This window comes from Seongchinamella sediminis, from assembly GCF_003457605.1.
Lineage (GTDB): Bacteria > Pseudomonadota > Gammaproteobacteria > Pseudomonadales > Halieaceae > Halioglobus > Halioglobus sediminis.
On sequence record NZ_QRAN01000024.1, the window covers coordinates 24768 to 50696 of the forward strand.

Annotated in this window: 20 protein-coding genes; 9 read left to right on the forward strand and 11 right to left on the reverse strand. The window is 56.1% G+C overall.

What is annotated here, in order from left to right:
- Nucleotides 1-129: 129 nt before the first annotated feature.
- Nucleotides 130-618 (reverse strand): Lrp/AsnC family transcriptional regulator, encoded by a 489-nt coding sequence (locus tag DWB85_RS17090; RefSeq protein WP_101517427.1) that lies wholly within the window; start codon nt 616-618, stop codon nt 130-132.
- Nucleotides 619-800: 182 nt separating this feature from the next.
- Between DWB85_RS17090 and DWB85_RS17095 the strand changes: the two genes are divergently transcribed.
- The 4 genes from DWB85_RS17095 to lpdA are packed head-to-tail and all read left to right on the forward strand — an operon-like array spanning nt 801 to nt 5779.
- On the forward strand, nt 801-2033 hold the full coding sequence (locus tag DWB85_RS17095) for a thiamine pyrophosphate-dependent enzyme (protein WP_117956986.1): 1233 nt from the start codon (nt 801-803) through the stop codon (nt 2031-2033).
- A 1-nt stretch (nt 2034) separates the two neighbouring features.
- Nucleotides 2035-3048 carry an alpha-ketoacid dehydrogenase subunit beta gene (locus DWB85_RS17100; protein ID WP_117956988.1) on the forward strand — a complete coding sequence of 338 codons (1014 nt, stop codon included), beginning with the start codon at nt 2035-2037 and terminating at the stop codon, nt 3046-3048.
- 2 nt (nt 3049-3050) lie between these two features.
- The gene (locus DWB85_RS17105) at nt 3051-4370 is read left to right on the forward strand and encodes a dihydrolipoamide acetyltransferase family protein (protein ID WP_101517430.1); all 1320 of its coding nucleotides are present in this window, start codon (nt 3051-3053) and stop codon (nt 4368-4370) included.
- The gene (gene lpdA, locus DWB85_RS17110; protein WP_205422786.1) at nt 4370-5779 is read left to right on the forward strand and encodes a dihydrolipoyl dehydrogenase; all 1410 of its coding nucleotides are present in this window, start codon (nt 4370-4372) and stop codon (nt 5777-5779) included. The genes DWB85_RS17105 and lpdA overlap by 1 nt, the downstream gene beginning before the upstream one ends.
- Nucleotides 5780-5964: 185 nt before the next feature.
- Here lpdA and DWB85_RS17115 read toward each other — a convergent pair whose 3' ends face one another.
- From DWB85_RS17115 to DWB85_RS17130, 4 genes are all read right to left on the reverse strand, one after another.
- Nucleotides 5965-6357 carry a wax ester/triacylglycerol synthase domain-containing protein gene (locus DWB85_RS17115; protein ID WP_239017368.1) on the reverse strand — a complete coding sequence of 131 codons (393 nt, stop codon included), beginning with the start codon at nt 6355-6357 and terminating at the stop codon, nt 5965-5967.
- Nucleotides 6358-6375: 18 nt separating this feature from the next.
- Nucleotides 6376-7569 (reverse strand): mandelate racemase/muconate lactonizing enzyme family protein, encoded by a 1194-nt coding sequence (locus tag DWB85_RS17120; RefSeq protein WP_101517432.1) that lies wholly within the window; start codon nt 7567-7569, stop codon nt 6376-6378.
- A gap of 86 nt (nt 7570-7655) precedes the next feature.
- Nucleotides 7656-11102, reverse strand: coding sequence for an indolepyruvate ferredoxin oxidoreductase family protein (locus tag DWB85_RS17125; RefSeq protein ID WP_101517433.1), 3447 nt, complete (start codon nt 11100-11102; stop codon nt 7656-7658).
- Between the two features lie 346 nt (nt 11103-11448).
- The gene (locus DWB85_RS17130) at nt 11449-12603 is read right to left on the reverse strand and encodes a CaiB/BaiF CoA transferase family protein (RefSeq protein WP_101517434.1); all 1155 of its coding nucleotides are present in this window, start codon (nt 12601-12603) and stop codon (nt 11449-11451) included.
- A gap of 232 nt (nt 12604-12835) precedes the next feature.
- Between DWB85_RS17130 and DWB85_RS17135 the strand changes: the two genes are divergently transcribed.
- The 5 genes from DWB85_RS17135 (at nt 12836) to DWB85_RS17155 (ending at nt 18284) form a co-directional block, all read left to right on the forward strand.
- Nucleotides 12836-13528, forward strand: a complete 693-nt coding sequence (locus DWB85_RS17135) for a TetR/AcrR family transcriptional regulator (protein WP_162846179.1) — start codon at nt 12836-12838, stop codon at nt 13526-13528.
- Nucleotides 13529-13751: 223 nt separating this feature from the next.
- Nucleotides 13752-14789: a glycoside hydrolase family 88 protein gene (locus tag DWB85_RS17140; RefSeq protein WP_101517437.1), complete on the forward strand. Its 1038-nt coding sequence runs from the start codon at nt 13752-13754 to the stop codon at nt 14787-14789.
- 67 nt (nt 14790-14856) lie between these two features.
- Nucleotides 14857-15999 carry an acyl-CoA dehydrogenase family protein gene (locus tag DWB85_RS17145; protein WP_205422787.1) on the forward strand — a complete coding sequence of 381 codons (1143 nt, stop codon included), beginning with the start codon at nt 14857-14859 and terminating at the stop codon, nt 15997-15999.
- 3 nt (nt 16000-16002) lie between these two features.
- On the forward strand, nt 16003-17148 hold the full coding sequence (locus tag DWB85_RS17150; RefSeq protein WP_101517438.1) for a CaiB/BaiF CoA transferase family protein: 1146 nt from the start codon (nt 16003-16005) through the stop codon (nt 17146-17148).
- A 26-nt stretch (nt 17149-17174) separates the two neighbouring features.
- Complete coding sequence (locus tag DWB85_RS17155; protein ID WP_101517439.1) at nt 17175-18284, forward strand: enolase C-terminal domain-like protein; 1110 nt, start codon at nt 17175-17177, stop codon at nt 18282-18284.
- 103 nt (nt 18285-18387) lie between these two features.
- Here the strand turns inward: DWB85_RS17155 and bla are convergent, their stop codons facing one another.
- From bla to DWB85_RS17190, 6 genes are all read right to left on the reverse strand, one after another.
- Nucleotides 18388-19398: a class A beta-lactamase gene (gene bla, locus DWB85_RS17160; RefSeq protein ID WP_101517440.1), complete on the reverse strand. Its 1011-nt coding sequence runs from the start codon at nt 19396-19398 to the stop codon at nt 18388-18390.
- 289 nt (nt 19399-19687) lie between these two features.
- Nucleotides 19688-20779 carry a hypothetical protein gene (locus tag DWB85_RS17170; protein WP_101517442.1) on the reverse strand — a complete coding sequence of 364 codons (1092 nt, stop codon included), beginning with the start codon at nt 20777-20779 and terminating at the stop codon, nt 19688-19690.
- 124 nt (nt 20780-20903) lie between these two features.
- Nucleotides 20904-23141, reverse strand: coding sequence for a TonB-dependent receptor (locus tag DWB85_RS17175; RefSeq protein ID WP_101517443.1), 2238 nt, complete (start codon nt 23139-23141; stop codon nt 20904-20906).
- A gap of 22 nt (nt 23142-23163) precedes the next feature.
- Nucleotides 23164-24393, reverse strand: a complete 1230-nt coding sequence (locus DWB85_RS17180) for an NAD(P)/FAD-dependent oxidoreductase (protein WP_338055647.1) — start codon at nt 24391-24393, stop codon at nt 23164-23166.
- 88 nt (nt 24394-24481) lie between these two features.
- Complete coding sequence (locus DWB85_RS17185) at nt 24482-24868, reverse strand: RidA family protein (RefSeq protein ID WP_162846180.1); 387 nt, start codon at nt 24866-24868, stop codon at nt 24482-24484.
- Nucleotides 24865-25524 (reverse strand): helix-turn-helix domain-containing protein, encoded by a 660-nt coding sequence (locus tag DWB85_RS17190; RefSeq protein ID WP_101517445.1) that lies wholly within the window; start codon nt 25522-25524, stop codon nt 24865-24867. The genes DWB85_RS17185 and DWB85_RS17190 overlap by 4 nt, the downstream gene beginning before the upstream one ends.
- Nucleotides 25525-25929 lie beyond the last annotated feature (405 nt).

Consider the following 25929-nt stretch of genomic DNA (forward strand, 5'->3'; position numbering starts at 1 on the left):
CGCGACTCTATGAGACTCTGCGTGTTACCCCGGCCGGCATTGTGCAGCTTGGCGATACCGTTGGCGAAGCCGGAGCCAACGTGCAGCGGCGTGAAGGCGGGCTTGCCCGCGCTGCCGCGGGCGGGAATTCTATTCCGGGATCAAATGGTTGAGTGGCAGGGCCGTCCGGTAAGCCACCTGTTTTATGGAAAAGCTGCTGCGGATGTTATCGATACCGGGTGTCGGGGTGAGGCTTTCATCCAGGAACCGCTGGTAACTCCTCAAATCCGGCACCACCACACGCATCAGGTAATCGAAGTCGCCTGTCATCAGGTAACACTCCATCACTTCGGGCCATTGCGCCACGGCCTGCTCGAACGCCTGCAGGTTTGCCTTGACCTGGTGATGCAGTGTCACCTGCACAAACACATTCACGGGCAAGCCCACCCTGTCCGGGTCCAGCAACATGACGCGGCCGCGGAAATAACCGCGATCCTCCAGCAGTTTTACCCGTCGTGCGCAGGGTGTGGCAGAGAGGTGCACTCGTTGGGCCAGTTCGGTGTAGCTCAAACTGCAGTTGGCCTGCAGGGCCTCCAGGATGGCGTGATCGATTTTGTCCAGTTGTTGGTCTGCAGCCATAGCGGGAAACTCCTACTAGCAAAAAGTCTATTTTTATTAGTTGCCTACTGCAATATAAAGCTATTTATTAGTGTAAATCACTAAATAATTGCTTTTCGCGCCATGTATTTAGTGAGACACCCCCGCCCATCTCATGCTACATTTTGTCCATATTTTCGTTTTCGAATAAAAAAGGAATCAGCGTGGACCCCCATCGACAACTCTCCTTACATGTCCCCGAGCCGAGCTCCCGCCCCGGCGACCAGCCGGACTTCAGTTACCTCAAGTTACTGCCGGCGGGAGGCGCTCGCCGCCCGGAACCGGACTGCCCCCCGCAGGACATGCATGACCTGGCTTTCGACCTTGTCAGGGTGCTTGACGACGAGCACGCTGCTGTGGGCCCCTGGGCGATGGAACTGGACCCGTCACTGTTACTACGAGGCCTCAGGGCCATGGAGAAAACGCGGATATTCGATGAGCGGATGCTGATGGCCCAGCGCCAGGGCAAGACTTCCATCTACGTGCAGTGTCGCGGCGAGGAGGCGATTGCCTGCGGTCAACGGCTGGCCCTCGGCCCTCACGATATGTGCTTCCCGACATATCGACAGCAGGGTCTGCTGATCGCCCAGGACTTCCCGCTAGTGGACATGATCTGCCAGATATATAGCAACGCCAGGGACAAACTAGGCGGTCGCTCATTGCCTTTCTTTTATTCTGAGCGGGACCACGGTTTTTTCTCGATTTCGGGCAATCTCGGCACCCAGTTCATGCAGGCGGTGGGCTGGGCGATGGCCTCGGCCATCAAGGGTGACAACCGGATCGCGTCCGGCTGGATCGGTGACGGCTCAACGGCCGAGAGCGACTTTCATGCGGCACTCGTCTACGCTTCCGTCTACAAGCCCCCGGTGGTCATGAATGTGGTGAACAACCAGTGGGCCATTTCCTCTTTCCAGGGCATAGCAGGTGGCCAGGCGGCCAACTTCGCCTGCCGTGGCCACGGTTTCAATATCCCGTCGCTGCGCGTAGACGGCAACGATTTCCTGGCCGTGCACGCCGCATCCAAGTGGGCCATCGATCGGGCCCGCGCCAACCTGGGGCCCACCCTGATCGAGTGGGTGACCTACCGGGCCGCCGCCCACTCCACATCCGATGACCCCGGCAAGTACCGGCCTGCAGACGAGTACGCGGCGTGGCCGCTGGGTGACCCCATCGAGCGCCTCAAGCAACACCTTATCGCGCTCGGGCACTGGAGCGAGGCGCGCCACGAGGCGATGGTTGAAGAACTCAGGGCCGAGGTGAAGGCGGCCGCCAAGCAGGCCGAATCTTTCGGCACACTGGGCAAGGGGCCGGCACCCAGTGCCAGCGAGATGTTCAACCACGTCTACAAGGAGATGCCGCCCCATCTGCGTCGGCAGCGGCAGCAAGGAGGCGTGTAACGTGGCCCGAAAAAATATGATTGAGGCTATTCGCGATGCCCTGGATGTGATGCTGGGCGCAGACGACAACGTGGTGGTATTCGGAGAGGATGTCGGCTATTTTGGCGGCGTGTTCCGCGCCACCGAGGGACTGCAGAAAAAGTACGGCAAATCGAGGGTGTTCGATGCACCGATCAGCGAGCTGGGCATCATCGGCGCCGCGGTGGGCATGGGCGCCTACGGCCTGCGGCCAGTTCCCGAGATCCAGTTCGCCGACTACATCCTGCCCGCCTATGACCAGATCGCCTCCGAGGCTGCCCGGCTGCGCTATCGCTCCTCGGGCGAATTCTTCGCGCCGATCACAATCAGGACGCCCTGCGGCGGCGGCATCTTCGGCGGCCAGACCCACAGCCAGAGCCCAGAGGCACTATTCACCCACGTCGCCGGCCTGAAGGTGGTCATGCCCTCCAACCCCTATGACGCCAAGGGGCTGCTCATTGCCTCGATCGAGGACGACGATCCGGTGATTTTCTTTGAGCCCAAGCGGCTCTACAACGGCCCCTTCGATGGTCACCACGAACGGCCGGTTACCCCGTGGTCGGCGCATCCCGCCAGCGAGGTGCCGGATGGACACTACACAGTGCCCCTCGGCAAGGCCTCCATCGCGCGCGAGGGCGAGGCGGTTACCGTCCTGGCATACGGCACCATGGTGCACGTGGCCCTGGCCGCCGCACAGGAGACGGGGATAGACGCCGAAGTGCTGGATCTGCGCTCCCTGCTGCCGCTTGACGAAGAGGCCATCGAAGCCTCGGTTAAAAAGACAGGCCGGTGCGTGGTCGTGCACGAGGCCACCAGAACCGGCGGCTTCGCCGGCGAGTTGATCGCAGTGGTGCAGGAACGCTGCCTCTACCACCTGGAGGCGCCGATCGAGCGGGTGACCGGATGGGACACACCCTACCCGCACGCGCAGGAATGGGACTATTTCCCCGGCCCGGGCCGGGTGGGAGCAGCACTGCACAAGGTGATGGAGGCGTGAACATGGGTAACTACCTGATCAAAATGCCGGATGTCGGCGAGGGCATCGCCGAAGTCGAGATCGTTGAATGGAGCGTGCAGGTCGGCGACACCATCGTGGAAGACGACCTGCTGTGCGTGGTGATGACCGACAAGGCGACCGTGGAAATCCCGTCTCCAGTCGACGGCGAGGTGACCTGGACGGGACCCGAGGCGGGCGCAACCATGGCTGTGGGGGCGGACCTGGTCCGATTGCAGGTTAGCGGGCCGGGCAATATCGCGGCCGAAACTCGCGATGGCCAGACCGCTAGCGCAGCCGACCAGCACCCGCCGACATCCCATCCCAACGACCCGGCGCCGGTTCCAGAACCGGCACCCGGCGTGGCCGAAGTGCCGCCCCCGACACCGCAGCGACCCGCCCCGCCGCATGATGCCAACCCACCGCCAGCGGTACCCCGTCCCGAAGGTGAAAAACCTATTGCATCACCTGCAGTGCGCCAGCGCGCACGTGAAGCAGGCATCGATCTGCGCCAGGTACCGGGCAGCGGGCCTGCCCGGCGCATCTCGCACGCAGATCTCGATGCATTCATCGCCAACCATACGGCGCGGAGGGGCATGGCTGCGGGCCCAATTGCCGACACCTCCGTCAGCGAGACCAAAGTCATTGGACTGCGCCGTAAGATCGCCGCCATCATGCAGGACACGATGCAACGCATCCCGCACTATACCTACGTCGAGGAAGTGGATGTCACAGAACTGGAGCTATTGCGGGCCCGCATGAATGACCAGCGGCGCGACGACCAGCAAAAACTCACCATGCTGCCCTTTTTCATTCGGGCCATGGTGAAGGCATTGCGGGCGTTCCCGCAAATGGGCTCATGCTACGATGATGAGAACGAAATACTGCGGCAGTATGGCGCCGCTCATATCGGCATAGCCACCCAGACGCCGGCGGGGCTGCTGGTGCCGGTTATCCGACACGCCGAGACTCTGGATGTGTGGCAGGCTGCCACAGAGGTCAAACGGCTCGCCGAAGCGGCTCGCGCGGGTACCATCGGGCGCGACGAACTCAGAGGTTCCAACATTACCATTACCAGCCTGGGACCACTGGGCGGGATCGCGACGACACCGGTGATCAATTCACCCGAGGTCGCGATAGTGGGCATTAACAAGGTGGCGAAACGACCGTTGTGGCAGAACGGTGGATTCGTGCCCCGGGACATCATGCATCTGTCCTCGTCCTTTGATCACCGCATTATCGATGGCTGGGAAGCCACCCAATTCATCCAGTGCATCCGGAGCCTGCTCGAGTGCCCGGCCATGTTATTCGTGGAGGCAGCGTGATGGATTCCCTGTCTTGCAAGGTGCTGGTGGTGGGCGGCGGACCTGGCGGTTACGTGGCGGCGATTCGCGCCGGGCAACTGGGCCTCGACACCGTGCTGGTCGAGGCGGACCGCCTCGGGGGAACCTGCCTCAATCGCGGCTGCATCCCGTCCAAGGCGTTGATCCATGGCGCCTCGATGTATCAGGAGATGCTCTCCCACAGTGAGCGTGAAAGCCTGGGCATCTCGTTGCCCGCCGCCCCGGTTTTGAACCTTGGGGGCATGGTCGAGTGGAAAGACGCGGTGGTGGACAAACTGAACCGGGGGGTCGCCGCTCTGCTGAAAAAAGCCGGCGTGAAGGTCGTCCATGGCTGGGCCAGGTTCTCCGACGGAAAAAACTGCGAGGTGGAATGCGAACAGGGCTCGCTGCATATAAGCGCCGAGCACGTCGTGCTGGCCAATGGCTCCACCGTCAGCCCATTGCCGGGCATCCCCCTGGGCGGCGATGTCATCTCGTCCAGCGAGGCCCTCAATCTGCAGGCCGTTCCCGACGAGACGGTGATTATAGGAGCCGGCTATATCGGCCTGGAACTCGGCATAGCCCTGCGTAAAATGGGAGCGAAAGTGACATTTATCGAGGGGCTGGAACGCATCCTGCCACTGTTCGACCCGGAAATGACCCAACCTATCGAGAACTGGCTGAAGCGGCATGAAGTGGAAGTGATCTGCCGGGCGCGCGCCGAGCGGGTCGAAACTCAAGGCGGCAAGCCGGAGCTTGTCTATACCGACGAGCATGGAAAGCAGGGCAGGATAAAGGCAGACAAAGTGTTGATGACCGTGGGCAGGCGCCCCAATACAGCGGGCTGGGGCCTGGAAAACATGTGCATCGATATGCAGGGCGCCGCGGTCAAGGTGGACAGCCAGTGCCGCACCTCGATGAAAAACGTATGGGCCATCGGCGACCTGGTGGGTGAACCCATGCTGGCGCACAAGGCGTCGGCCCAGGCGGAGATGGTGGCGGAAATCATTGCCGGCAAACGTCGCGAATTCGACCCGAAGGCCATCCCGGCGGTGTGCTTCACCGAGCCTGAAATCATCGGGGTGGGACTCTCGCCCGCTGAGGCTGCCAACCAGGGCATCGAGACCGTGGTGGGAAAATTCCCGTTCGCGGCCATCGGCAGGGCGCTGGCCATGAACAGCGGCACGGACGGCGGGTTCGTGCGGGTGACGGCGCGGGCCGACAATCACCTGGTCCTCGGCATGCATGCTGTCGGGACCCACGTCGCCGAACTCAGCAATCAGTTTGCACTGGCACTGGAGATGGGCGCCTGCCTGGAAGATATCGCCGGCACCATACATGTCCACCCCACCCTGGGCGAAGCGACCATGGAAGCGGCGCTGGCGGGACTGGGAAAGGCCATACATGGCTGAAGCGCAGGAACAATCATAATACTCGCGGGAGCAGGATCTGGCGGAACTTTAGGTAAAGTACGAATACTGGATAGCCGTATGGCAGCTGGTGCTTGCCATGCTGGGAATGGGCGCCACCCTGGCGTACCTGCTAACCGCACCCGTGATTCTCTCGCTGATGATAAGCGAGTACCTGCCGGCGGACTTCACCATGCCGAAAACGCAGATAAGGTACCGTGTAGCCGGGAAACCAGGGCAAACGACTCGCGAAATCGACCCGGTTTGGGCAGGGCAGAATGGCGTATATGGTAGTTCAGGCCCAGGGAGGTGTCCTTCTCCCAGTAAAGCGGTCCCAGCATCCCGCGCGGGCCAACCTTCAATTTTTCTCCGAAGGGCGACTGCAGCTCATGTGCAGTGCGCAAACCGTCTGCCAGGCCGTGCAGGAACTCCTGCTCGTCAGCTCCCTCGGGCAGGGTAAACAGATTAAAACTGCTCGTGTGCATGGGCGTTTCTCTGCTCTCCATCATCAGGAATGCGCTGTCGATAATGCTTAACTTTTTCAATTGCTTATCAGCTCCATTATTCAATACCAAAGACACGCTTTTCGCTGCTCTTGATTAGAAAATGGGCGATTCAGCCATCGGTGGGAAGGCGTTCTCTCCCGTATACGGGTTGGCATCTGCCAGCGCTTCGTTGAGTTCAAAACCAAGACCTGGCCGGTCGGGGACGGTTACATAACCGCCCTCCCACTGAATCGGCGTGGTGAGCATGTCGTTGAAAAAACCGTCGAAGTTGTCGATGCTTTCAAGGATCAGAAAGTTCGGCAGCGTGGTTGACAACTGAATGTTCGCCGCGGCTTCGATCGGACCGGCGTACAGGTGCGGTGCAAACTGCGCATAATGCGCCTCGGCCATGGCAGCGATCTTCTTGCCCTCCAGAATACCGCCCACGCGACCCAGGGCCGGCTGCAGGATTTGAATCGCCTGCGCCTCCAGTACTTTTGAAATCTCGAAACGGCCGACCAGTCGTTCGGCACCGGAGATCGGAATAGTGGTGGAACGGGCAACGCGCGCCATTTCTTGTGGATTGCATGGCGGCACAGGCTCCTCGAACCAGAGCGGATCGAATCTCTCCAACCGGCGGGCAAGGCGAATTGCACTGGAAGTGGTTAATTGGCCATGTGTCTTGATCATCAAATCACACTTGCTTCCAGCCACCTCGCGCAAACTTTGCATCAGCTGCTCCGCGCCTTCCAGGGCCTCGAGGGAAAGCTGGCGCGGATCGAAAGAACCCATCGGCATTACCGGATCGAACCCGACAGCGGTAAAGCCCATATCCATGTAATGCTGTAAGCGTTTGGGCGCCGCAGCTGCATCGCCATGAAATTTCTCTGCGGTCAATTCATCAACGTCAGGATAAAGGTAGGTATAAGATCTCAGCTTCTCATGCACCTTCCCTCCCATCAGGTTGTAGATGGGTTGATCCAAAGCCTTGCCAATAATATCCCAGCAAGCGATTTCGATACCTGAGAGGACTCCCCCCGTGCTGACATCAGGACGCTGCACAAATCCGGCGGAGTAAATGATGCGCCACATTTTTTCAATATTAAACGGGCTCTCCCCTACCACATGGCGTTCGAATACGTTCTCGATCATCTTGCAAACAGTAGCGGGCCCGAATGGTACGCCGTAGACTTCACCGTAGCCGGATATCCCATTGTCGGTTGTTAACTTAACAAATATCCAATAGGCACCGCCTTTATGCGGTGGAGGAGTCGCTACAGCCCATGTTTTTAAATCTGTGATTTTCATTCTATTCTCCTTGGCTATTTGGCGGCCTTTGCCGCTTGTATCTACCACAGCTAAATTAAGGACTATCTGCCCGGTATGACTTCAAATCAGGCGGCTTTCACCTCACGAGCGAGGATGGCGGCTCGCAGTTCGTCACGGCTTTTGCTCACAGTATCAGCATGACGCTCACGAACATGGCCGTAACCTCGAATATGCTCTGGCAGATTCAATAGCGCAGCGATTTTTTCAGCCGATTCAGCCGAGTTATTCGAAAGGGCGAACGCAATATCCGACTCATAATCCGCAAGCAGTTTGGCGGCGAGCTTACGCTCCTCTGAATAGCGAAATGGATCCAGGATTGAACCGCGCAGAAACCGGAACCGGTTCATCATCCCGAAGAAGAACATTGCCCTGCTGCTCGATACTTCCCCCTTGGTGAACTTGCCGGTTTCTTTGTCCAGCCCACCATAGGGCCATGCACCGAAGTGGAAGGTTAGTTTTATGTCGCCGTCGAAGGTATCCGCCAGAGCTTTGCGGAACGACGGCTTCGTATAGAGTCTGGCCACCTCCCATTCGTCCTTGTCAGCCAGCAGCTTGTAATAGCCACGCGCTACGGCCTTGACTGCAGCCTCATTCAGTCCTGCGCTGCGGACCCGTTGCACCGTGTCGGAGTAGCGTTTGGCAAGGTTTGCGTCCTTGTAATCGGTCAATTCAGCGACCCGGTGTGCGACGATATCGTCCACTGACGGCTCGCGATGCATCTGCACTACAACCGGCACTTCCTCGCCCGCCAGACGGCGAGCGGCGGGCGCATCTGCATAGGCCAGTCGCCCAAGATCGAAGGCCTGCTTGTTCCTGGCAACGGCCACCCCGTTCAGCTCGATGGCACGATGAATTGCTTCCAGAGACAGGGGAATCCCTCCCTGCTGCCAGGAAGCACCCATCAGCAACATATTGGCGAAAACACGATCTCCCATTACCCGGTCTGCCAGCGTCTGCGCATCCAAAGTTCGAAGGTTGTCCCCCAATACCTGGTTCAAACGCCCTATCTGCGCTTCACTATCTACCTTCCAATCCGGATTCATGGAGAACTCGGCGGTAGGCACCACTGTTGTATCGACAACCGCAACGGATTTGCCACTGACAACTTTTGAAAGCGCTTCGTCACCAGCGGCGACAACGAGGTCACTGCCTATCATTGCGTTGGCTTCGCCCACAGCGATGCGGGTCGCTCTCATCTGTTCAGGGTTTTCCGCTATCTTGACATGGGAATGAACAGCCCCATATTTCTGGGCCAAACCGGTAATATCAAGGCTGGTTGAGAAATAGCCATCGGCATGTGCTGCGACAGCCAGCGTCTGACCTATCGTCACCACCCCCGCGCCACCAATACCTGACACGAGTATCGACCAGGTACCATCAAAGGTGTACTCAGGCGCAGGCAGGTGACTGGCATCTATCTGCACTTCGGCGGCCTGCGCTTTTTTTGGCTGCGCACCCGAGACACTGACTAGTGAAGGGCAGAAACCCTCAAGGCAGGAAAAATCCTTGTTACATGAGGACTGGTTAATTTTACGCTTGCGACCTAACTCGGTTTCCAACGGCTCAATCGCCATGCAGCCTGAAACCGTGGAGCAGTCACCACAGCCTTCGCAGACTTCAGGATTAATGAAAACGCGCTTATCGGGGTCTTGCCATTTGCCGCGTTTACGCAAACGGCGGCGCTCTGTCGCACAGGGCTGATCATAAATAATGACCGTTACCCCGCTTAACTCACGAAATTCCGCCTGAACCGCTTCCATAGCCGTACGGTGATAGACCTGAACACCGAGCGCGCGAGCGTCAAATTTCTCAGGTTCATCCGATACCAACGCAATACGCGCGACACCCTCACCTGTCAGCTGCCTGATGATCTTCTCCGGCGAAATATCACCATCGTGTTGCTGCCCCCCTGTCATGGAGACAAAACCGTTATGAAGAATTTTGTAGGTTATATTCGCCTTTGATGCCACGGCGGCGCGGATGGCAAGATAGCCGGAATGGAAGTACGTTCCATCACCCATATTAGCAAAGACATGTTTCTCATCAGTAAACGGGAATTGCCCCGCCCACATCATACCTTCAGCGCCCATATGACTCATCGAATTGGTTTTCGTTGCGTCACGTAAAATAGCCAGGGAATGGCAGCCAATGCCAGCCAGAGCGCGACTTCCTTCCAGGACTTGTGTTGAGCGACCGTGCGGACAGCCGGCGCAAAATGAGGGTGGTCGTTCGACACCGCCTGGCAGGACAGTCTGGCTTTGCAGATAGTCGGGAAGCGAAATGCCGCAATCTGGATCAACATCATTCAGCACTCGCACCAGAACCTGGGTAACCAGATTCGGGTTGATTTCCCCATAGGTTGGGAACGCGCAGTCACCCCCGCAAACAGCGCCGGCGTGAGGTTTGAAGTTTTTACCCACGATGTTGGGGCAAATATCTGAACCGTAGAGAATGGCACGTACCTGGTCTTCAAGTAGGGGGCGTTTCTCCTCTACGATCAAAAGGGTGTGCAGGTCTTTGGAAAATTCGCGAACGATATCGTAATCCAGTGGCCAAACCATGCCTATTTTTAACAGGCTTATGGGTGTATCCCGCAGTTTTCCGTCAGCATAACCCAGGCCCGAAAGGGCCTGGCTCATGTCCTGCCAGGCTTTGCCGGCGGCCATGATGCCAATTCGGGCCTCAGGGGCGCCCTCCCGACGATTTATCCCATTGGCGCGCGCATAGGTCAGCACCTTTTTTAGCTTTACGTCCCACAAAAGACGCTCCTGCTCCAAAAAAGGGGTAAACGTTTTGATCGTGGTATCGGGACCCGTGTCTTCTGGCGTGATGATCTTAGGGCTATCCGGCGACACATAGACTGAACCGCCACCCTCGACCACGTCGGTAACCAGTTTCATACCCACAAGGGTGGAGGCATAACGGCTCATCGCTATGCCATGAAGACCGTAATCAAAAACATCCTGCACATTGGCCGGGGCCAGAAAAGGCAGTCCCAGGGATGCAAAATTCAAATCGGAATAACACGCCACGGTGGATGACTTGGCGCCATGATCGTCACCCACCAGAAGCAAGGTCCCGCCCTTGGCGTTGGTGCCTGCAAGGTTGGCATGACGAATAGCGTCCATTGAGCGATCCAGGCCTGGCGCTTTCCCGTACCAGATCGAGAAGACACCATCAACTTTCGCGCCTGGAAACAACCCCACCATCTGCGAGCCCCATGTGGCCGTGGCCGCCAGGTCCTCGTTCAAACCGGGCTGAAAATAGATGTTGTGGGCTTTTAGTTCTTTCTCCGATTGCTGCAGCGACATATCGTAGGTACCCACGGGCGAGCCGCGATAGCCAGAGATATAACCACCCGTATTCAAGCCGGCCGCTTCATCGCGCATGCGCTGCTGGATCGGCAAGCGCACCAGCGCCTGCATGCCGGTCATATAAACCCAGCCTTCTGCCTGATGAAGGCGATCATCAAGTGTCATGTCTATGCGCTGCTGACGCGAATACTTATTCATCTGCTGATATCCTCTCTAAAAGGGAAACGCCCTGTAGTTTGATCATGAAATAGACAAGTCTTGTAGCTCAGTTGAATTTGGCGATCCTGTCCCTGCCGTGGCCTGGTGGGCAAACAAGCTCAGCGAAACCGGAGCGGTATTGGAGCTGGGCCACGTTATACCTTCGGGAGCAACGCACAACGCAAAGCCGGCTGAGGCTGGCGACCACATCATCGCCCGCTTCGACAATGGCTTGGTCGATATCAAGCTGAGCTTCAGCTAAATCCATATGTGACGCGTACCCGGTTCAAGCTGGTGTAAATCGTCTTCCAGACCCAGTTTTGACCGATCCGGAAAAGTCGGAGACCTAAACTTTTTGGGGCCATGCCTGAACCATTTCTATCTCAGCTGAGTTCTTCGGCATGGCGGCCGCGATTTCTTCATCCATAAAACCCAGTTCATGCAACAAGGCGTAGGTCTGGTTGCTTTCATCCACCTCGCCCCGGTTCATGGGAGATCGGCTCAAAGCAGGCGCAGGTGGCACAGATCGATCCTGGACGGACTGGCAACGAGCCTGGACCTGGGGATGTGCCCATACTTCGTCAGGCGTTAACACAGGCGCCACGCAAGCGTCAGAGCCGTCAAAGATCTGCTCCCATTCGCTACGCGTTCTGGTTTTAAATGCGGCTTCAAATTGCTTTGCCGTAGAATCCCACAATGCGGTATTCATTTGTTCAGGCACATCAGCAAGACCCAGCTTCGCACACAAAGAGGCATAAAACTGCGGTTCTATCGCGCCCACCGACATATATTGACCATCAGAACACTGGTAGCAGCGATAGAACGGAAAGTGGCCACCAGTGAAATTTTTACCACGCCCGGCCATAAACGGCGTTTCCCAGATTGGAAAATGCATTGCCATCATCGATAGGCAACCGTCTATCATGGCGGCATCGATATACTGGCCCTGACCGGATTTTTCGCGCTCATAGAGTGCTGACAAGATGCCGCTCAGGGCAAACAAACTGCCGCCCGCAAAATCGGCAACAAGATTGAGCGGCGGTAAAGGCGGTTGGCCGATAGGCCCCAGGGAACCCAGCACCCCACTCAGGGCGATATAGTTAATATCGTGTCCCGCTTCAGAGGCCATAGGGCCGGTCTGCCCGTACCCGGTCAGTGAGCAGTAGATCAGCCTGGTGTTCACCTCGCTGACCGTTTCATAGTCGAGTCCCAGGCGTTTCATCACGCCCGGCCGATAGCCCTCAATAAGGATATCCGTTGTTTTGATCATTTCTTTTAATATCCTGGTGCCGGCAGGCGACTTCAGATCCAGGGTGACAAAACGCTTCCCCGGCGAAAAGGTGCTGACGGGCCCCCCTGCCCTGCCGCCTCCAACGACAATCACTTCTGCCCCCATATCAGCCAATAGCATGGTGCAGTAGGGCCCGGGCGCATTGCCGGTCAAATCCAACACCTTGATACCCGCGAGGGGGCCAGTTTTAGTGTTTTCCTTTTCCATCATTCCTTCTCAATCGCTGCATATGCGGTATGGCTGTTAAACGGCTTGTCTGGACACGCCTGTGCAGGCCTCCAAAATTAGTATACTATCCGGATAGTATCTTTTTGTTTTTGCGGAGTCAATGCCTCCTCTATTTACGGGAAGGTCGAGGCGGCTCTTATATTTCACGATGGAAATTGTGTTTGCCGGGACTTCGCCCTCTTCGCCCGTAACGTCAGGTGGCAATCAGGGGCAAGTGAGCGCAGGCGCGCAGGTGGTGGTTGCATTGGACATCTCGCATTTGCGACCATACGCCCTCATCAGGAGTGAAAAAGCAACAATGAAGCCCAAGAAAAACCGTGAACAAAGCACCAGTAAAATAAAAGCCGCTGCCCTGCACCTGATTGCTACGAAAGGCTACTCAAACACCAGTCTTGAAGAAATTGCGAATACGGCGGGGTTTACCAAGGGGGCGGTTTACTACTACTTCAAAAGCAAAAAACGCCTGATCCTCGAAATTCTGCATGATATTGAGTTCCGCTCCATTGATTTGCTCGCACAGGAACTATCGGTGGCGGATGGATCCGCGAAAGACCTGCTGATCCGGTTCGTTAACTTTCAAGCCGATTGGGGAGCGAAACACCCGGACGATATCGGCGCAATGATTATGATGTCCATTGGCTTCACCCACCTGGATGCAGATATACATCGAAAAATTGAAGGTAGCTACGAAAAGTTAACGCGCCTGTTGACAGAGATTATCTCTGAGGGTGTGAGAAATGGGGAACTCTCATCGGGTATCAATATTGAAAACACTGTTACCTCCCTTATCGCCATTCGAGACGGCAATATGCTGCTCTGGTACCGCTCAGGCCGGGACCCCGAGGTAGGCCGCCAGCTGATCAGATCACTCAGGGATGCGTTGCTTCACCCCGTCATTTTTCGTTGAAAGTTCACCTGCAGCGATCGCGTCTCCCGCGGGCCCTGCTGCCCGCTTTTTGATGCCCTACCAGCCTGCCTCTGCATCGTCAGACCGGCAGGTCATCGAGTAGCCCTCAGCCAACTCAGCCAACTCAGCCAACTCAGCCAACTCAGCCAACGAAGTATTGACAAGCCACCCCTGCAAGAATACTATCCGGATAGTTTTTTATTGTCCCACGGAGTTTTGCACGATGAAAGTTCAGGAAATGGAACAATTGGTGAAGCAGGTAACAGCCTTTACCCTGGCAAACAGTGCTGAACGAGATTCCTGGGAAAAGGCAATTGCCATGTCCGGGTTGCTGGCCTGGGGCGACGATCATGCCTTAGAAGTAGTGCAGCGATGGCTGGATCGTGCAGTCGCGACGCAGAACTCGTCGGGGAACTTATGTTACGGCGATGCGTTTAAGGCAGCTCAAGCCGGCATTGATTACACGCCCACCGGTTCCCTGTCCTCCGCGCTGGGTATGCCACTACTGCAGGTTTACGAAAACTCCAGGAAACAAGAATATCTGGATGCCGCTGAGCGTCAAATTCAAGCGCTCGTCAATTCGCCACGGACCAGCGATGGGGGCATCTGCCCGCGTTACGAAGCCCGTGAGCTATGGGTGGACTTTACTTACCTGACCTGCCCCTTCCTGGTCCGGTTCGGCCAGATAACAGGTGAAGATAAATATATTGAAGAGGCCGTCCTTCAATTTGAGGTGCATGTAGCGCACCTGCTTGACGAAAAAGCGGGTCTGGCGCGCCATATGTGGTGTGAAGTGCCCAATTGCTACCCCCAGTCTACCTTCTGGTCCCGGGGTTGTGGTTGGTTGCTTCTGGCCGGTATTCATTTACTGGAGTTGCTGCCATCGCATCCGAAAGCAGGTCTTTTCAAGGACGTTGTAAGGCGCCTGCTTACTGCTATGAGCAAACACCAGGATCGCAATGGTTACCTGCGCAATACCCTGGACGACCCGAGATCCAATTTCGAGGCGTCCGGGACCCTGATGTTTGCATTTGCGATTCCCCGCGCGCTTGAACTGGATATGGATCTGGTTGACAAGGCATTGATTGAAAATGCCCTTAGGGCCTTCGGCGTAGTGGCGGGATCCGTTGAGCCATCTGGCAAGATTCCGGGCGTGACCGTACCGCCAGGCGGGCCGAATGTAGTTTATGACTGGGCGATGTACGGCCAGGGTTTTTTCCTGCTGGCTGCAAAGGCCTTGAAACCTTATCTGACTGAGTGACCCCGGTGATTAAGGCCGACCGCGCCTGATTTATATACAGTCTATTTGTTGAGAAAAAGTGATTTTTATGCGCAATGACATGAATGAAATTTACGAAGAGTTTCGCAGTACCGTAAGACGTTTCGCCGAGGAAAAAGTCAAGCCACATGCCGCTATGATTGATCGCGATTCCCTTGCGCCAGAGGAGGCCTTTGAGGCTGCAAGGGCTTTGGGTTTGCAGGGCATTCCGTTCCCTGAAGAGTTTGGCGGCAGTGATGGCGATCTGATGCTACAGGTTATTGCCAGCGAAGAGTTGGCTCGTGTATGCGCGTCCACCTCCCTAACGATCGCAAGCAGTTGGCTATTCAGTATTATCGTGGAGAATGGAAATGATCAGTTAAAAGAGCTGGTGCCCGGTGTTGCCAGTGGCGAGAAAAAAACGGGCTGGTGTATGACTGAGCCCCAAGCGGGTTCTGATTTGATGGCTATAAAAGCCACCGCAAAAAAAGTAGATGGCGGCTGGGTAATCAATGGTAATAAGCGTTTTATTACCAATGGTGGTTGGGCTGACTGGTATCTGGTGCTGGCGCGAACCGGCAGCAGTGATGACCGCTCTTTCGGTGTCTTCGTGGTAGGTAAAGATGACAAGGGGATATCTTTCGGTGCCAAGGAAGACAAAATGGGACAGCGCGGGAGTCCGACATGTGATGTGATTCTTGATGACTGTTTTGTGGCGGATGATCGATGTATTGGTGAACCGGACAAGGGGCTTTCTTACTTCAAGGACTATCTTCTCACGTCCCGCTTGAGTATTTCAGCTCTGGGACTGGGCATTGCTCAGGGAGCCCTGGACGAGGCAGTTCAGTACACCAACGAGCGCGTGCAAATGGGTCAGCCGATTGCACAGTTTCAGATGGTTAAGGGCATGATCGCTGACATGGCGGTCAAGGTGGAGTCCAGCCGTGCACTGCTTTATAAGGCAGTTAACATGCTGATTGACGGACAACCGGGCGTTGAGGCTTTCAGTTCCATGGCAAAAATTGCCTGCACGGACGCGGCTATGGATGTGGCAAACGATGCGGTTCAATTGCATGGGGGTTATGGCTACCTGAAAGAATATGCCATCGAGCGAATGTTCCGTGACGCCAAAATCACTCAGATTTATGACGGCAGTAATCAGATCATGAGGCAAATCGTTGCCGACCAGATTAACAAAGCGCAGGTGGGCTGATCTATGGGTATTCTAAGTGACTTAAAGGTTCTTGAATTAAGTGAAGTTTTCCAGGGGCCATTGGCGGGTCAGGTGCTTGCCGATTACGGTGCGGAAGTCATCAAAGTGGAAAAAACGCAGGGTGGCGATATTCTGCGCAACACAGACATTCATGCACTGATGAATAATTCCTTGAGCAGCCATTTTGCCGCAGCTAACCGCAATAAAAAGTCGGTTTGTATTGATATCACAACGGACAAGGGCAAAGAGGTGTTAATGGCCCTCGTCAAGGAAAGTGATGTATTTCTGCACAACTACCGCCCCGGTGTGATGGAGCGCCTGGGCTTTGGTTACGAAGCTCTTGCCAAAATTAGCCCCAAATTGATTTACGCCGTAGCCACTGGCTATGGCGAAACCGGTCCGCTGGCCTCGTTTGGCGGTCAGGAGATGGTCATTCAGGCGCTGAGTGGCTATTGCGCCAATAACTCAGGTGACAAAGCGCCCGTTATCGTCAATGCCCCGGCCATCGATTTTGGTTCCGGCATGGTTCTTGCGCAGGGAATTCTTCTGGCCCTGATGGAGCGTGAAAAGTCGGGCAAGGGCCAGAAGGTCACCACCTCATTGCTGGGAACGGCGGCTGCGATACAGGGGATTGAAGTCGCCTCCGTATTGAATACCGGCAGGTCGATCAACTGGCTTGAAACAGGCCTGAACTTTATCTTTTCGACAACCGACGGTTGGGTGCTTGCCCTGGGCTTTTTCAAGGAAAATCCATTGGGTCTGATGTGTGAGGCGCTGGGCGTCGAGGATATGAGCAAAAAGCTGGGAATTGAAGCCGCCTCGGTACTTGAACTCGCCAAACACAAGAGCACCGTCGAACCGATATTGGCGGCGGCATGTAAACACCTCAGCACTGATGAACTATTGTCCCGTTTGCAAGCCAAGGACTTGTTGTGTGCACCGATTATGAGTATTGCAGATGCCATGTCGCAACCACAGATCAAGGAAATAAACGCCCTGACTGACGTTCCCGTTAAAGGGCAAAAGAGCCTGCGGGTAGTCGATAGTCCATTGGCTTTTTCCCGCACACCAAAGCGGGAGCATAGCTCAGTACCCTTGCTCGGTGAACACACCGAGGAAGTGTTAGCTCGCCTGGGTTTGGATCAATAGTATCGAAACATCTCAGGAAAATTGATATGAAGATTACGGATCTCACGGTAACGCTGTTTAAATGGGAGAATATCCCGCTTAAAAGCTATGATCACGCAGTTAAGAGCGTGGCAGGCACCAGTGACCTGGGTTTGGTGCGGATAACAACAGATGAAGGCATCGAGGGCCATGCATTATTAGGTTTGTGCGTTCACCCTGCCAGCCTCGAAGCACCGTATATCATCCGTTTCCTGAAACCTATGCTTATGGGCCAGAACCCACTGGATCGCGAGCGCCTGTTCCAGAGCATGTCCCGCATGCGGGCACAGGTCAGCACGCTGGCGGTCTGTGCTGTCGACGTCGCCTTATGGGATCTCGCGGGCAAAATCAGCGGATTGCCTGTACATGCCATGATCGGCACATTCCGCCACAAGATCCCGGTCTATGCCAGTTCAGAGCAGCACGATTCTGTTGACGGATATGTCGAACAGGCGCTTGCAGTACAGGACGCTGGTTTGCACGGTTATAAACTGCACCCCAAACAAAACTGGCGCGAGGATATCGCCGCCTGCCAGGCCGTCCGTAAAGCGGTGGGTGACGACTTTAACCTGATGCTGGATTCTCGTTCGGCCTATGACCTTGGCGAGGCAGTGAAGGTGGGTCGCGCGATAGAGGAACTGGCTTTCCTGTGGTATGAGGATCCTCTACCCGTTACTGATATCTACAACTATGCAAAGCTCAGGGAAAGTATGGATATACCCGTGATGGCCACCGAATTTCCGGCCGGATGGCTGGATGACTATGCGCCCTGGATCATGAACAAAGCTACCGATATGTTGCGTGGCGACGTGATGATCAAAGGCGGCATTACCTCAATGCTCAAGATTGCACATCTCGCGGAAGCGTTCGCCATGAAGCTTGAAATCCATCATGGAGGCAATTCAATGAATGATGTAGCCAATCTCCATATCCAGATGGCGATTCCGAACACCAGCTTTATGGAGGTGCTATTACCCCATGAAGCCTGGTGGCATGGGTTGGTCGAAGAAATCCAGATTGATTCTGATGGCTTCGCCCACGCACCCGGCAAACCGGGGCTCGGATATGAGATTGATCTTGAACTCGTAGAGCGCCAGAAAATTGCGGTGTTGAGTTAAGGGCAGTTCAAATTTCCTTTCCAACCAGGTTGCCACCGCATGGATTTCCCCACGCGTTGTCGACAGGACTTTTGCCGGGCCGGATATTTCCCAGCCCGGCCATCTAGTTGCTGGCTGGGTGGATCAAAAAATAATCATAGAGTGTTCGCGCCACCTCGGCGACAGCACGCTCACGATCGGCCGGTGGTGTGTCGCTGCCGCGGGTGAAAACCACGATAGCGAACCGGCGTCCGTCGGGCAGCGTGATGTAGCCCGCATCGTTGGCCACGCCACCCACCGTTCCTGTCTTGTGGGCCACGGGCGTATTCCTTGGAAGCAAGCCGCCAAGGCGGTCGGGCATGGTTACGGTTCGAGCCATGGTACCCAGCAAAAACTCGGTGCTTTTCTCACTGAGAGCACTGCCGTTGTAAAGACTGATCAACAGGTTCAACATCGCACTCGGGGTCGACTTATCCAGGGGATCCGCCTCGAACCGTGGGTCTGCTGCGATGACCCTGGCCGGATCAGCACTTGCAATGCGCGCGACCTCGGCGAGATTTTCCCGTCCCGGCTCGACGCCGTAGAAATCACGCAACAGGTCACCGGTGGAGCGGTCGACCCGCATACCTTCGATGCCCAGTTGTGCCAGGCGGCGGTTGACCGCCGCAGGACCGCCCGCCAATCGCAGGCAGACATCGGTGGCGGTATTGTCACTGTGGGTAATCATAACCTCCAGCAGGTTGGCGACTGACAGCGCCACCCCCTGGTAGATAAAATTCGCCGCGATCACCTGGGAATACACCCACTCGCCATCATCGATCTCGATCATGTCGGTGAGGCTCAGTTCGCCGGCATCGACTTTGCTGAGCAGGGCAACGGCTATCGGAATCTTGTAGGTACTGGCCATCGGGAAGGGCTGATCACCATTGAGGAAGACCTGTGTGCCACCGGCCATATCCTGCGCGGCCACGCCCACAACACCGACCAGCCCGGCGGTAACGGCTTCAAGGGCAGCGGCCACCTTGCCGGATATTGCATCATTCGTGGTCGGCTGCGGTTGGCCAAGGACGTTTGCAGCAGCCAGCACCGTGCAGAAGGCTATGCCAAGCAGTCCGGGTATAACGTTTCTGTTCATTGGGAGTTCCCTCGTGTAGCAGTTTGCGACATCGAACCTGTAAGCTGGCGGCGGATTCTCAGTGAACTTGTCTCGATCACAACTTTTATGCACCCCTGACGCCCAGTCGATCCCGGGCTTCCTGCAAAAGAATACGGGCTTGCTCAGGCTCTGACAGCCGCCCCTTGGCCAATGCTCTTTCGAGGATCACTCGCGCCCGCCCCCATTCGTGGCTGGCCAGATGGCGCATGGCAAGATTCACATCGATGTCGCCACTAATCGACTTACGACATAAAAATTGGAGCATTTTTCAGCCCATTTCTGACGATTTCATTATTTTCACGAGACCCAGGGTACAAATGGGAATGATATAGACCAGCGCAAAGCCTACAGATAATGCGGAATACCCTTTGGCCACCAGGGAGACGATTCCCAGTGAGCCCAACAGTCCACCCAGGCCTAGCGTCACTATTGCTATACCGGCCCTGGCCGGATGTCCCAGCGCTTCGTCCTCGCCGGGCTTCAGCACCGCCTCAATACGCTCTATAAATCCCTGCACCAGCCCCGCACCGGTTTCTACCAGGGTGCCGAGCAAAGCGACCAGGAAAATACCCAGCAACAGGGGCGTGGTGTACTGGGACATCATCCAGTAGTTGGGTACGGGTTCATCCAGGACAGCGGGATACCCTACTGCATAGCTGACGTGAAACAGGATCGCAGGGATCATCACCGCCAGGCCGGTGACCAGGCCAGCCAGTATAGCTTCCGCCCGCGAACGTATTGCCCGGGTAGAGAACAGCAGAACAGGTGCTATGGCAAGGTTGTACATGGCATAGAGGACGCCGCCCTGTAGCCAACCCACCTCCACCGCACCATTTTCTACAGCATGTAGAACATCTACATCACCATGGTCCATCACCTGAATAAAATAGGCCACAAACACCAGGTACATGCCGATAGACCACAGGGTGAGTACTTTTTCCACTGCCTCGCGGCCGAAGTACACCAGCGCAATCACCAGCACCAGCACCCCAGCCATGCCCACAAGGCTGGAAATTCCAAACTCCTCCTCGAGAATATTGCCCGCAGCCGAACCAACCACACCCAGCACCAGCAGGAACAACAGCAGGTAAAGAATCTCGAAGCAGATCCAGAATGGACCGATGAGTTTGCCAAAAAACGTTCGGTAGTCGTAAACCTGGAACACTCGCGCGAACTCGTAAGTGCAGGCCAATACCAGGGCAAACACACAGGAGGCAACGCCTATACCCAGCAGTCCCCCCAACAGGCCGTAGCGGGTGAAGAATTCCACCACCTCGCGACCGGTACCGTAGCCGCCGCCCATAACCACAGAAACAAATACCGCGGCGGGAACAATATAGACCTGCATGCAGCGGTTCACTGGGAAGCCTCCCCCCGCTTTATCTTTTGGACCGAGCGATGTTCGGCGCAGCGGAAAGAGCTGCGCCTCGCAGACGCCCGGTGTTTATTCACATCACGATACCAGCACCGATAGGGAGTAATGCCTATTGCCCCAGGTAGTACTTGAATTCGAGCCCGTAGAGCCGCGGCATACCCCAGATGACACGTTCGACTGACGTGAGACTGGCCACACTGTGATTGATGATGTATTCATCGTCGCCGATGTTGCGAATCCAGGCTGCCACCTGCCAGCGATCACTTGGCGGATTATAGGTAACGCGTGCATTCCAAAGATCATAATCGGGAATCAGCTGGGTCTTATCGTTTTCTGGACCACTGTAGCTATCATCCTGATAGGTATAGTCAACATTGAAGGTCAGCTCACCTGCGTCACCTATGGGCTGAATATATTGTACGCCGGCGTATAGCTTCCATTCCGGCGCATAACTCAGATCATTGCCGTTGTAATTCTCGGGCTGGGTAGGGTCGATTGCCGATATGGGATTGTCGAACTTGTCATAGGTGGCATCCAGGTAGGTGGCATTCAAGGTGAGCTGCAAAGTATCAGTAGGCAGCCAGACGGTTTCCACCTCCACTCCCTGGCTGGTCGCCTCACCGGCATTGGAGACAATCTGCACCGAGGTGTTTCCAACCGGGACACGCTGGAACAGCTGGAAATCAGAATATTCCTGATAAAACACATCCGCGTTGAAGCGCACAGCACCATCAGCCAGTGTCGACTTGATACCTATTTCGTAGGCATCAACGTACTCTGAGTCAAACTGGATGGCCGGCAGGTAGGGGTTGAAGTCACCGTTGAATCCACCGCTCTGGTTACCACGAGAGTACTTCGCGTAGTACATTACATCATCGTTCACCATATAGTTAATACCCAGCGTCGGCGACCAGAAGCTGTCACTGTAGGTGTCCTTATAGGTAAGATTAAGAGCGGCCAGCGCCGAACCCGGCGCCTGGGAACCTAGAAACGCCGCGGTAGCGGGGTCGAAGCCCAGTAAATTCTCAAAGATGAACGCTGCACCGGCGGGGTCTTCCGGGGTATTCACCTGTTCGAAATCAAAGTCCTTTTCCTCGTCGGTAAAGCGCAATCCGGCTGTCAGCTCCAACTTCTCTGTCAGGCGGTAGTTGCCATGGATATATGCGGCATAGCTGGTGACATCGTTCTGGCTGGGAATCGCAATAACTCCACCGAGTTGCGGCACGGGCAGCAGTGGCGCGCCGAGCAACAGATTACGACCCGTGGAAGTACTACTCTCGAAGTAATAGAGACCCGCAACCCAATCAAAGGCGTCATACTTCGGCGAAACGATGCGGAATTCCTGGGAAAACTGGTCACCATCCTCGTCAAAGGTGGTCTGGAATGCATCGAACGCCGGTGTAAAGTCCTCGTCTCCTACCAGCGTGTATTCATTCTCCCGATAGGCTGAGATGGACGATAGTGTGTAATCGCTTTCGGTGTTGTAATTGAGCGTCAGGGCTGTGCCCCAGAACTCCACCGTGTCATTCTCTTCATCTTTGGCGGTAGTGTAAGCTGGAAAAGATTCCAGCGTATAAACCGGCATGTCGCTATCCGACTTGCCCCAATCTCCGGCCAGGATAATTTCCAGCTGCTCACTCGGCAGAGCGCGAAGCTGGCCGCGTGCGCCTTCCTGTGACCAGTCACCTACGTCCTTGTTGAGCGCGATATTATCGAACCATCCATCGCGTTCCTGTTTCGAATACGCGATAGAACCAAATACGGTGTCGGCCAACGGGCCACTCACTAACCCCGACACTGTCCAGTAGCCTTCGTTGCCAATGCCGGCCTTCACCTCTCCCGTGAGCTCGTCGGAGGCCTTTTTCGTATTCAGGTTTATCGCGCCGGACACCGTATTCTTCCCAAATAGCGTGCCCTGTGGACCGCGCAGAATCTCCACGCTCTCCAGGCCCAGCAACGGCTGGTTTGCCGATGACGAACGCCCCTGATAGACGCCGTCAATATACACACCCATGCGCGCATCGATACCAATATTGCGAGAAAAATCAACGACGCCGCGGATGCCGCTGGTCTGATTACTGCCCGGAATCCCACCAGTACTCAGAGACGGTGCGCTCTTGGCCAGGTCAAACAATTCGGTAGCGCCCAGCTTCTCCATACCGTCGGCGCTGAAGGCCTGGATGCTGATAGGCACATCCTGACTGCTTTCGCTACGTTTCTGGGCCGTGACTATCACTTCCTCCAGTGCGAAAGTCGAAGTTTTTCCTCCCTGGGCCTGTGCCTGGGTGGTGGTTACGGCAAGTGCCGCGAGGGCACCGATATTCAAAGCCAGGATTGTCTTACGCATGGTGCTGTTCCTCAGAGTGGTTTTATTGTGCAAAATTGGTTTGGGGGTGAGATTTTTTGGTTACGGTTTCAAGCCCTTCGAGTCGCCGCGGAGATACCCAGGCGGGGTCAAAGCCCACCTGTTCGAGGTCGACCGGCAAGCCGCTGCCCAGCAGTAGAGAGGCCGCCAGCCTCGCCGCGGCGGGTGCTGTCTGTATACCGTGGCCGCCCTGCCCCGCCAGCCAGAAAAACCCCTCGGAATCAGGTGCAAAGCCGATCACCGGTGTGCGGTCGGCGACGAAATTGCGCAGGCCGGCCCAGCTGTGTTTGACCTGCCGCACCTCGAGTTGCAGTGCTTGTTGGGCGTAGTGCACGGCATAGGCGATATCCAGTTCCTCGGGTTGCGCATCGCAGGCCCGCGAGGGATGTTCATCGGCGGGTGAGGCGAGGATCAGCCCCGCATCCGGCTTCAGGTAGAACGAACCGTCACTCGCCATGACCAGCGGCCAGCCCGACACATCGCACCCGGCAGGCGGATCCAGCAGCACGGCGGTGCGGCGAAGTGGGGTCAGGCCAATACCATCAACGCCTGCCAATGCCGCCACTTCATCGGCCCACGCGCCCGCTGCATTGACCAGCAACGGCGCCGAGTAGCTTGCGTCGGGGGTCTCGACACACCAGGCAGCGCCCCTGCGTTCAAGTCCGGATATAGCAACGTTACTCAACAGCCTGCCGCCCCGCTCACGCAGGGCTCGCAGGTAACCTTCATGCAGCGCGTGCACATCCATATCGAACACATCGGGTTCGTACCAGCCGGTCGCCGCATAGTCATCATTCACGATAGGCAACTGGCGCCTGATGAAGTCCGTATCCGCACGAAAGATTGTGGGAATACTTTGCTGCAATGAGGACCACTCCTGGTCCATGGCGGCTTCTTCGCCAGGTGCGCAAAGCACCAGCAGACCCCTGCGGTGCAACAGGGTCTTCGTCCGAAAAATCTCAGATGGGTCGAGCAGGAAATCGAGACTGCATTTAGTCAGTAAAGAAAGACTAGGGTTATCATGGCCGTAGGACGGTATAAAAGCTGCGGCCGAGCGGCCGGTGGAGTGGTAACCCGGCTGCTCCTCGCGCTCCAGCAGCAGTACGCGTGCCTGGCCACTGAGCTCCCCAGCGATGGAAGCGCCGGCCATTCCCGCGCCCACTATTATTATGTCAAAGGTTTCCACAGCGCCTGAATGTCCGCATCGCAACCTGCTATTTGCAGAACATAGCACATTTTTTCGTATTCGAAAACTTTATTCGAAAAATATTCTGGCCTGGGAATTTCCTTGGCCTGGAATCCAAAGGGGGAGTGCCTATACCTCAGTAGGCCGCGATGGCCTCTATCTCGACTTTTGCGCCCGGAAGCATAAGATCAGACCGCACCGTCGAACGCGCGGGGCGGTGCTCGCCAAAAAACTCACTGTAGGTCGCATTGAATCCGCTGAAATCCGCAGGATCAGTAAGCCAGATAGTGACCTTCACCACATCCTGCAGGGACAGACCCTCACCCTTCAGCAGTCGACGAATATTCTCGAGGCACAAACGCGTCTGATCGGCGATATCGCCCGTGTGCAATTTACCCGCCTCATCAAAAGCGAGTTGCCCGGAAGTGAATAAAAATCCCGCAGCGGCGTAGGCAGCCGAAAGTGGGGCGATACTGCCATCGGGCAATGCGATCTCTTTTCCTACGCGTCGTTTTTCAGTCATCGTACCTGCCTCTGTCTGGGGCGAAATGTGTCAGACACGTTCTCATAACCTTGCAGGGACATGCTGATCAGAATCTCGGCGTGCTTGCGCCCGAGCGATACATAATGGTGCCCCATCGACGAATCAAACAGGATACTGTCGCCGGCCTTGAGTTGGACCGGCTGGTAAAGCTCTGTATGCAATTCCAGGCGGCCACTGAGCACGTACACAAATTCTTGCCCCTTGTGACGATGCCAGGGTAGTTCAGGGTCAAATTCATGGGATTTCACCACGCCTTTCAGGTAACCCTGCTGGTGATTGGTCACCTCACTGCACAACACCTCATACGCCACATCGGGTGTGTCGAAGAGGGCACCTTGCCCACCAATGGTGATGGTGCGCCTGCCTTGCATGCGACTCCCCGGATTAGTCAGGTCAGTTACCGGTAGACCGAGCCCATTGGCAAGTTTATTGACGCTAGTGAAGTTCAGGTCTGTCTTGCCGTGCTCCAGTTTCGATAGCGTGCCGACGGAGATGCCGGTGCGCGCGGCAACCTCGGCCAGCGTCCAGTCGTGCTCTTTGCGCAATTCGCGCAGACGGCGCCCGATCGGGTTAACGGCTTTAGCGCTCGACCCGGGATCGGTAAGCTTTTTTTTCTTATTACCGGCGTCACCCAAATCTGAACTCCTCTTACATCACAGGGGCTGATCTCGCCACACGTTGCACACTACACGATTTTTTTCGATAAAGAAATATCATTATCGTTATCCCCCGATAATGGCGGCTTCCCGATTACTCGCCAAATGTACCCCGCACCTTGCTATTGCAACATCGCATCGCAAGGTGCGGGTGTGGCGAAATGAGAATGGGTGATGCACGGCGCTTCAAGGCTGGCGGATGTACACACAACCCCAGGAGAGGCTGACCCTATAAACCCTCATAGGTTTGTATCCGCACCGAGCCTAACAGGTTGCTGAAAAACTCCCTCAAATGAGGGAAAATAGCGTAATCGCAGGTTGGAGGCCAAACAATGCGCGGTGATTACCAGGAAGGCGGTGACTTGTTCAGTTATGTGTCGCTGG

Bases quoted from the DNA above. Each gene is read 5' to 3' on its own strand.
- lpdA (WP_205422786.1), top strand. From the start codon at position 4,370: ATGGATTCCCTGTCTTGCAAGGTGCTGGTGGTGGGCGGCGGACCTGGC.
- DWB85_RS17150 (WP_101517438.1), top strand. From the start codon at position 16,003: ATGGGTATTCTAAGTGACTTAAAGGTTCTTGAATTAAGTGAAGTTTTC.
- DWB85_RS17140 (WP_101517437.1), top strand. From the start codon at position 13,752: ATGAAAGTTCAGGAAATGGAACAATTGGTGAAGCAGGTAACAGCCTTT.
- DWB85_RS17120 (WP_101517432.1), bottom strand. From the start codon at position 7,569: ATGAAAATCACAGATTTAAAAACATGGGCTGTAGCGACTCCTCCACCG.
- DWB85_RS17185 (WP_162846180.1), bottom strand. From the start codon at position 24,868: ATGACTGAAAAACGACGCGTAGGAAAAGAGATCGCATTGCCCGATGGC.
- bla (WP_101517440.1), bottom strand. From the start codon at position 19,398: ATGAACAGAAACGTTATACCCGGACTGCTTGGCATAGCCTTCTGCACG.
- DWB85_RS17105 (WP_101517430.1), top strand. From the start codon at position 3,051: ATGGGTAACTACCTGATCAAAATGCCGGATGTCGGCGAGGGCATCGCC.
- DWB85_RS17130 (WP_101517434.1), bottom strand. From the start codon at position 12,603: ATGATGGAAAAGGAAAACACTAAAACTGGCCCCCTCGCGGGTATCAAG.
- DWB85_RS17125 (WP_101517433.1), bottom strand. From the start codon at position 11,102: ATGAATAAGTATTCGCGTCAGCAGCGCATAGACATGACACTTGATGAT.
- DWB85_RS17155 (WP_101517439.1), top strand. From the start codon at position 17,175: ATGAAGATTACGGATCTCACGGTAACGCTGTTTAAATGGGAGAATATC.
- DWB85_RS17175 (WP_101517443.1), bottom strand. From the start codon at position 23,141: ATGCGTAAGACAATCCTGGCTTTGAATATCGGTGCCCTCGCGGCACTT.
- DWB85_RS17090 (WP_101517427.1), bottom strand. From the start codon at position 618: ATGGCTGCAGACCAACAACTGGACAAAATCGATCACGCCATCCTGGAG.
- DWB85_RS17145 (WP_205422787.1), top strand. From the start codon at position 14,857: ATGCGCAATGACATGAATGAAATTTACGAAGAGTTTCGCAGTACCGTA.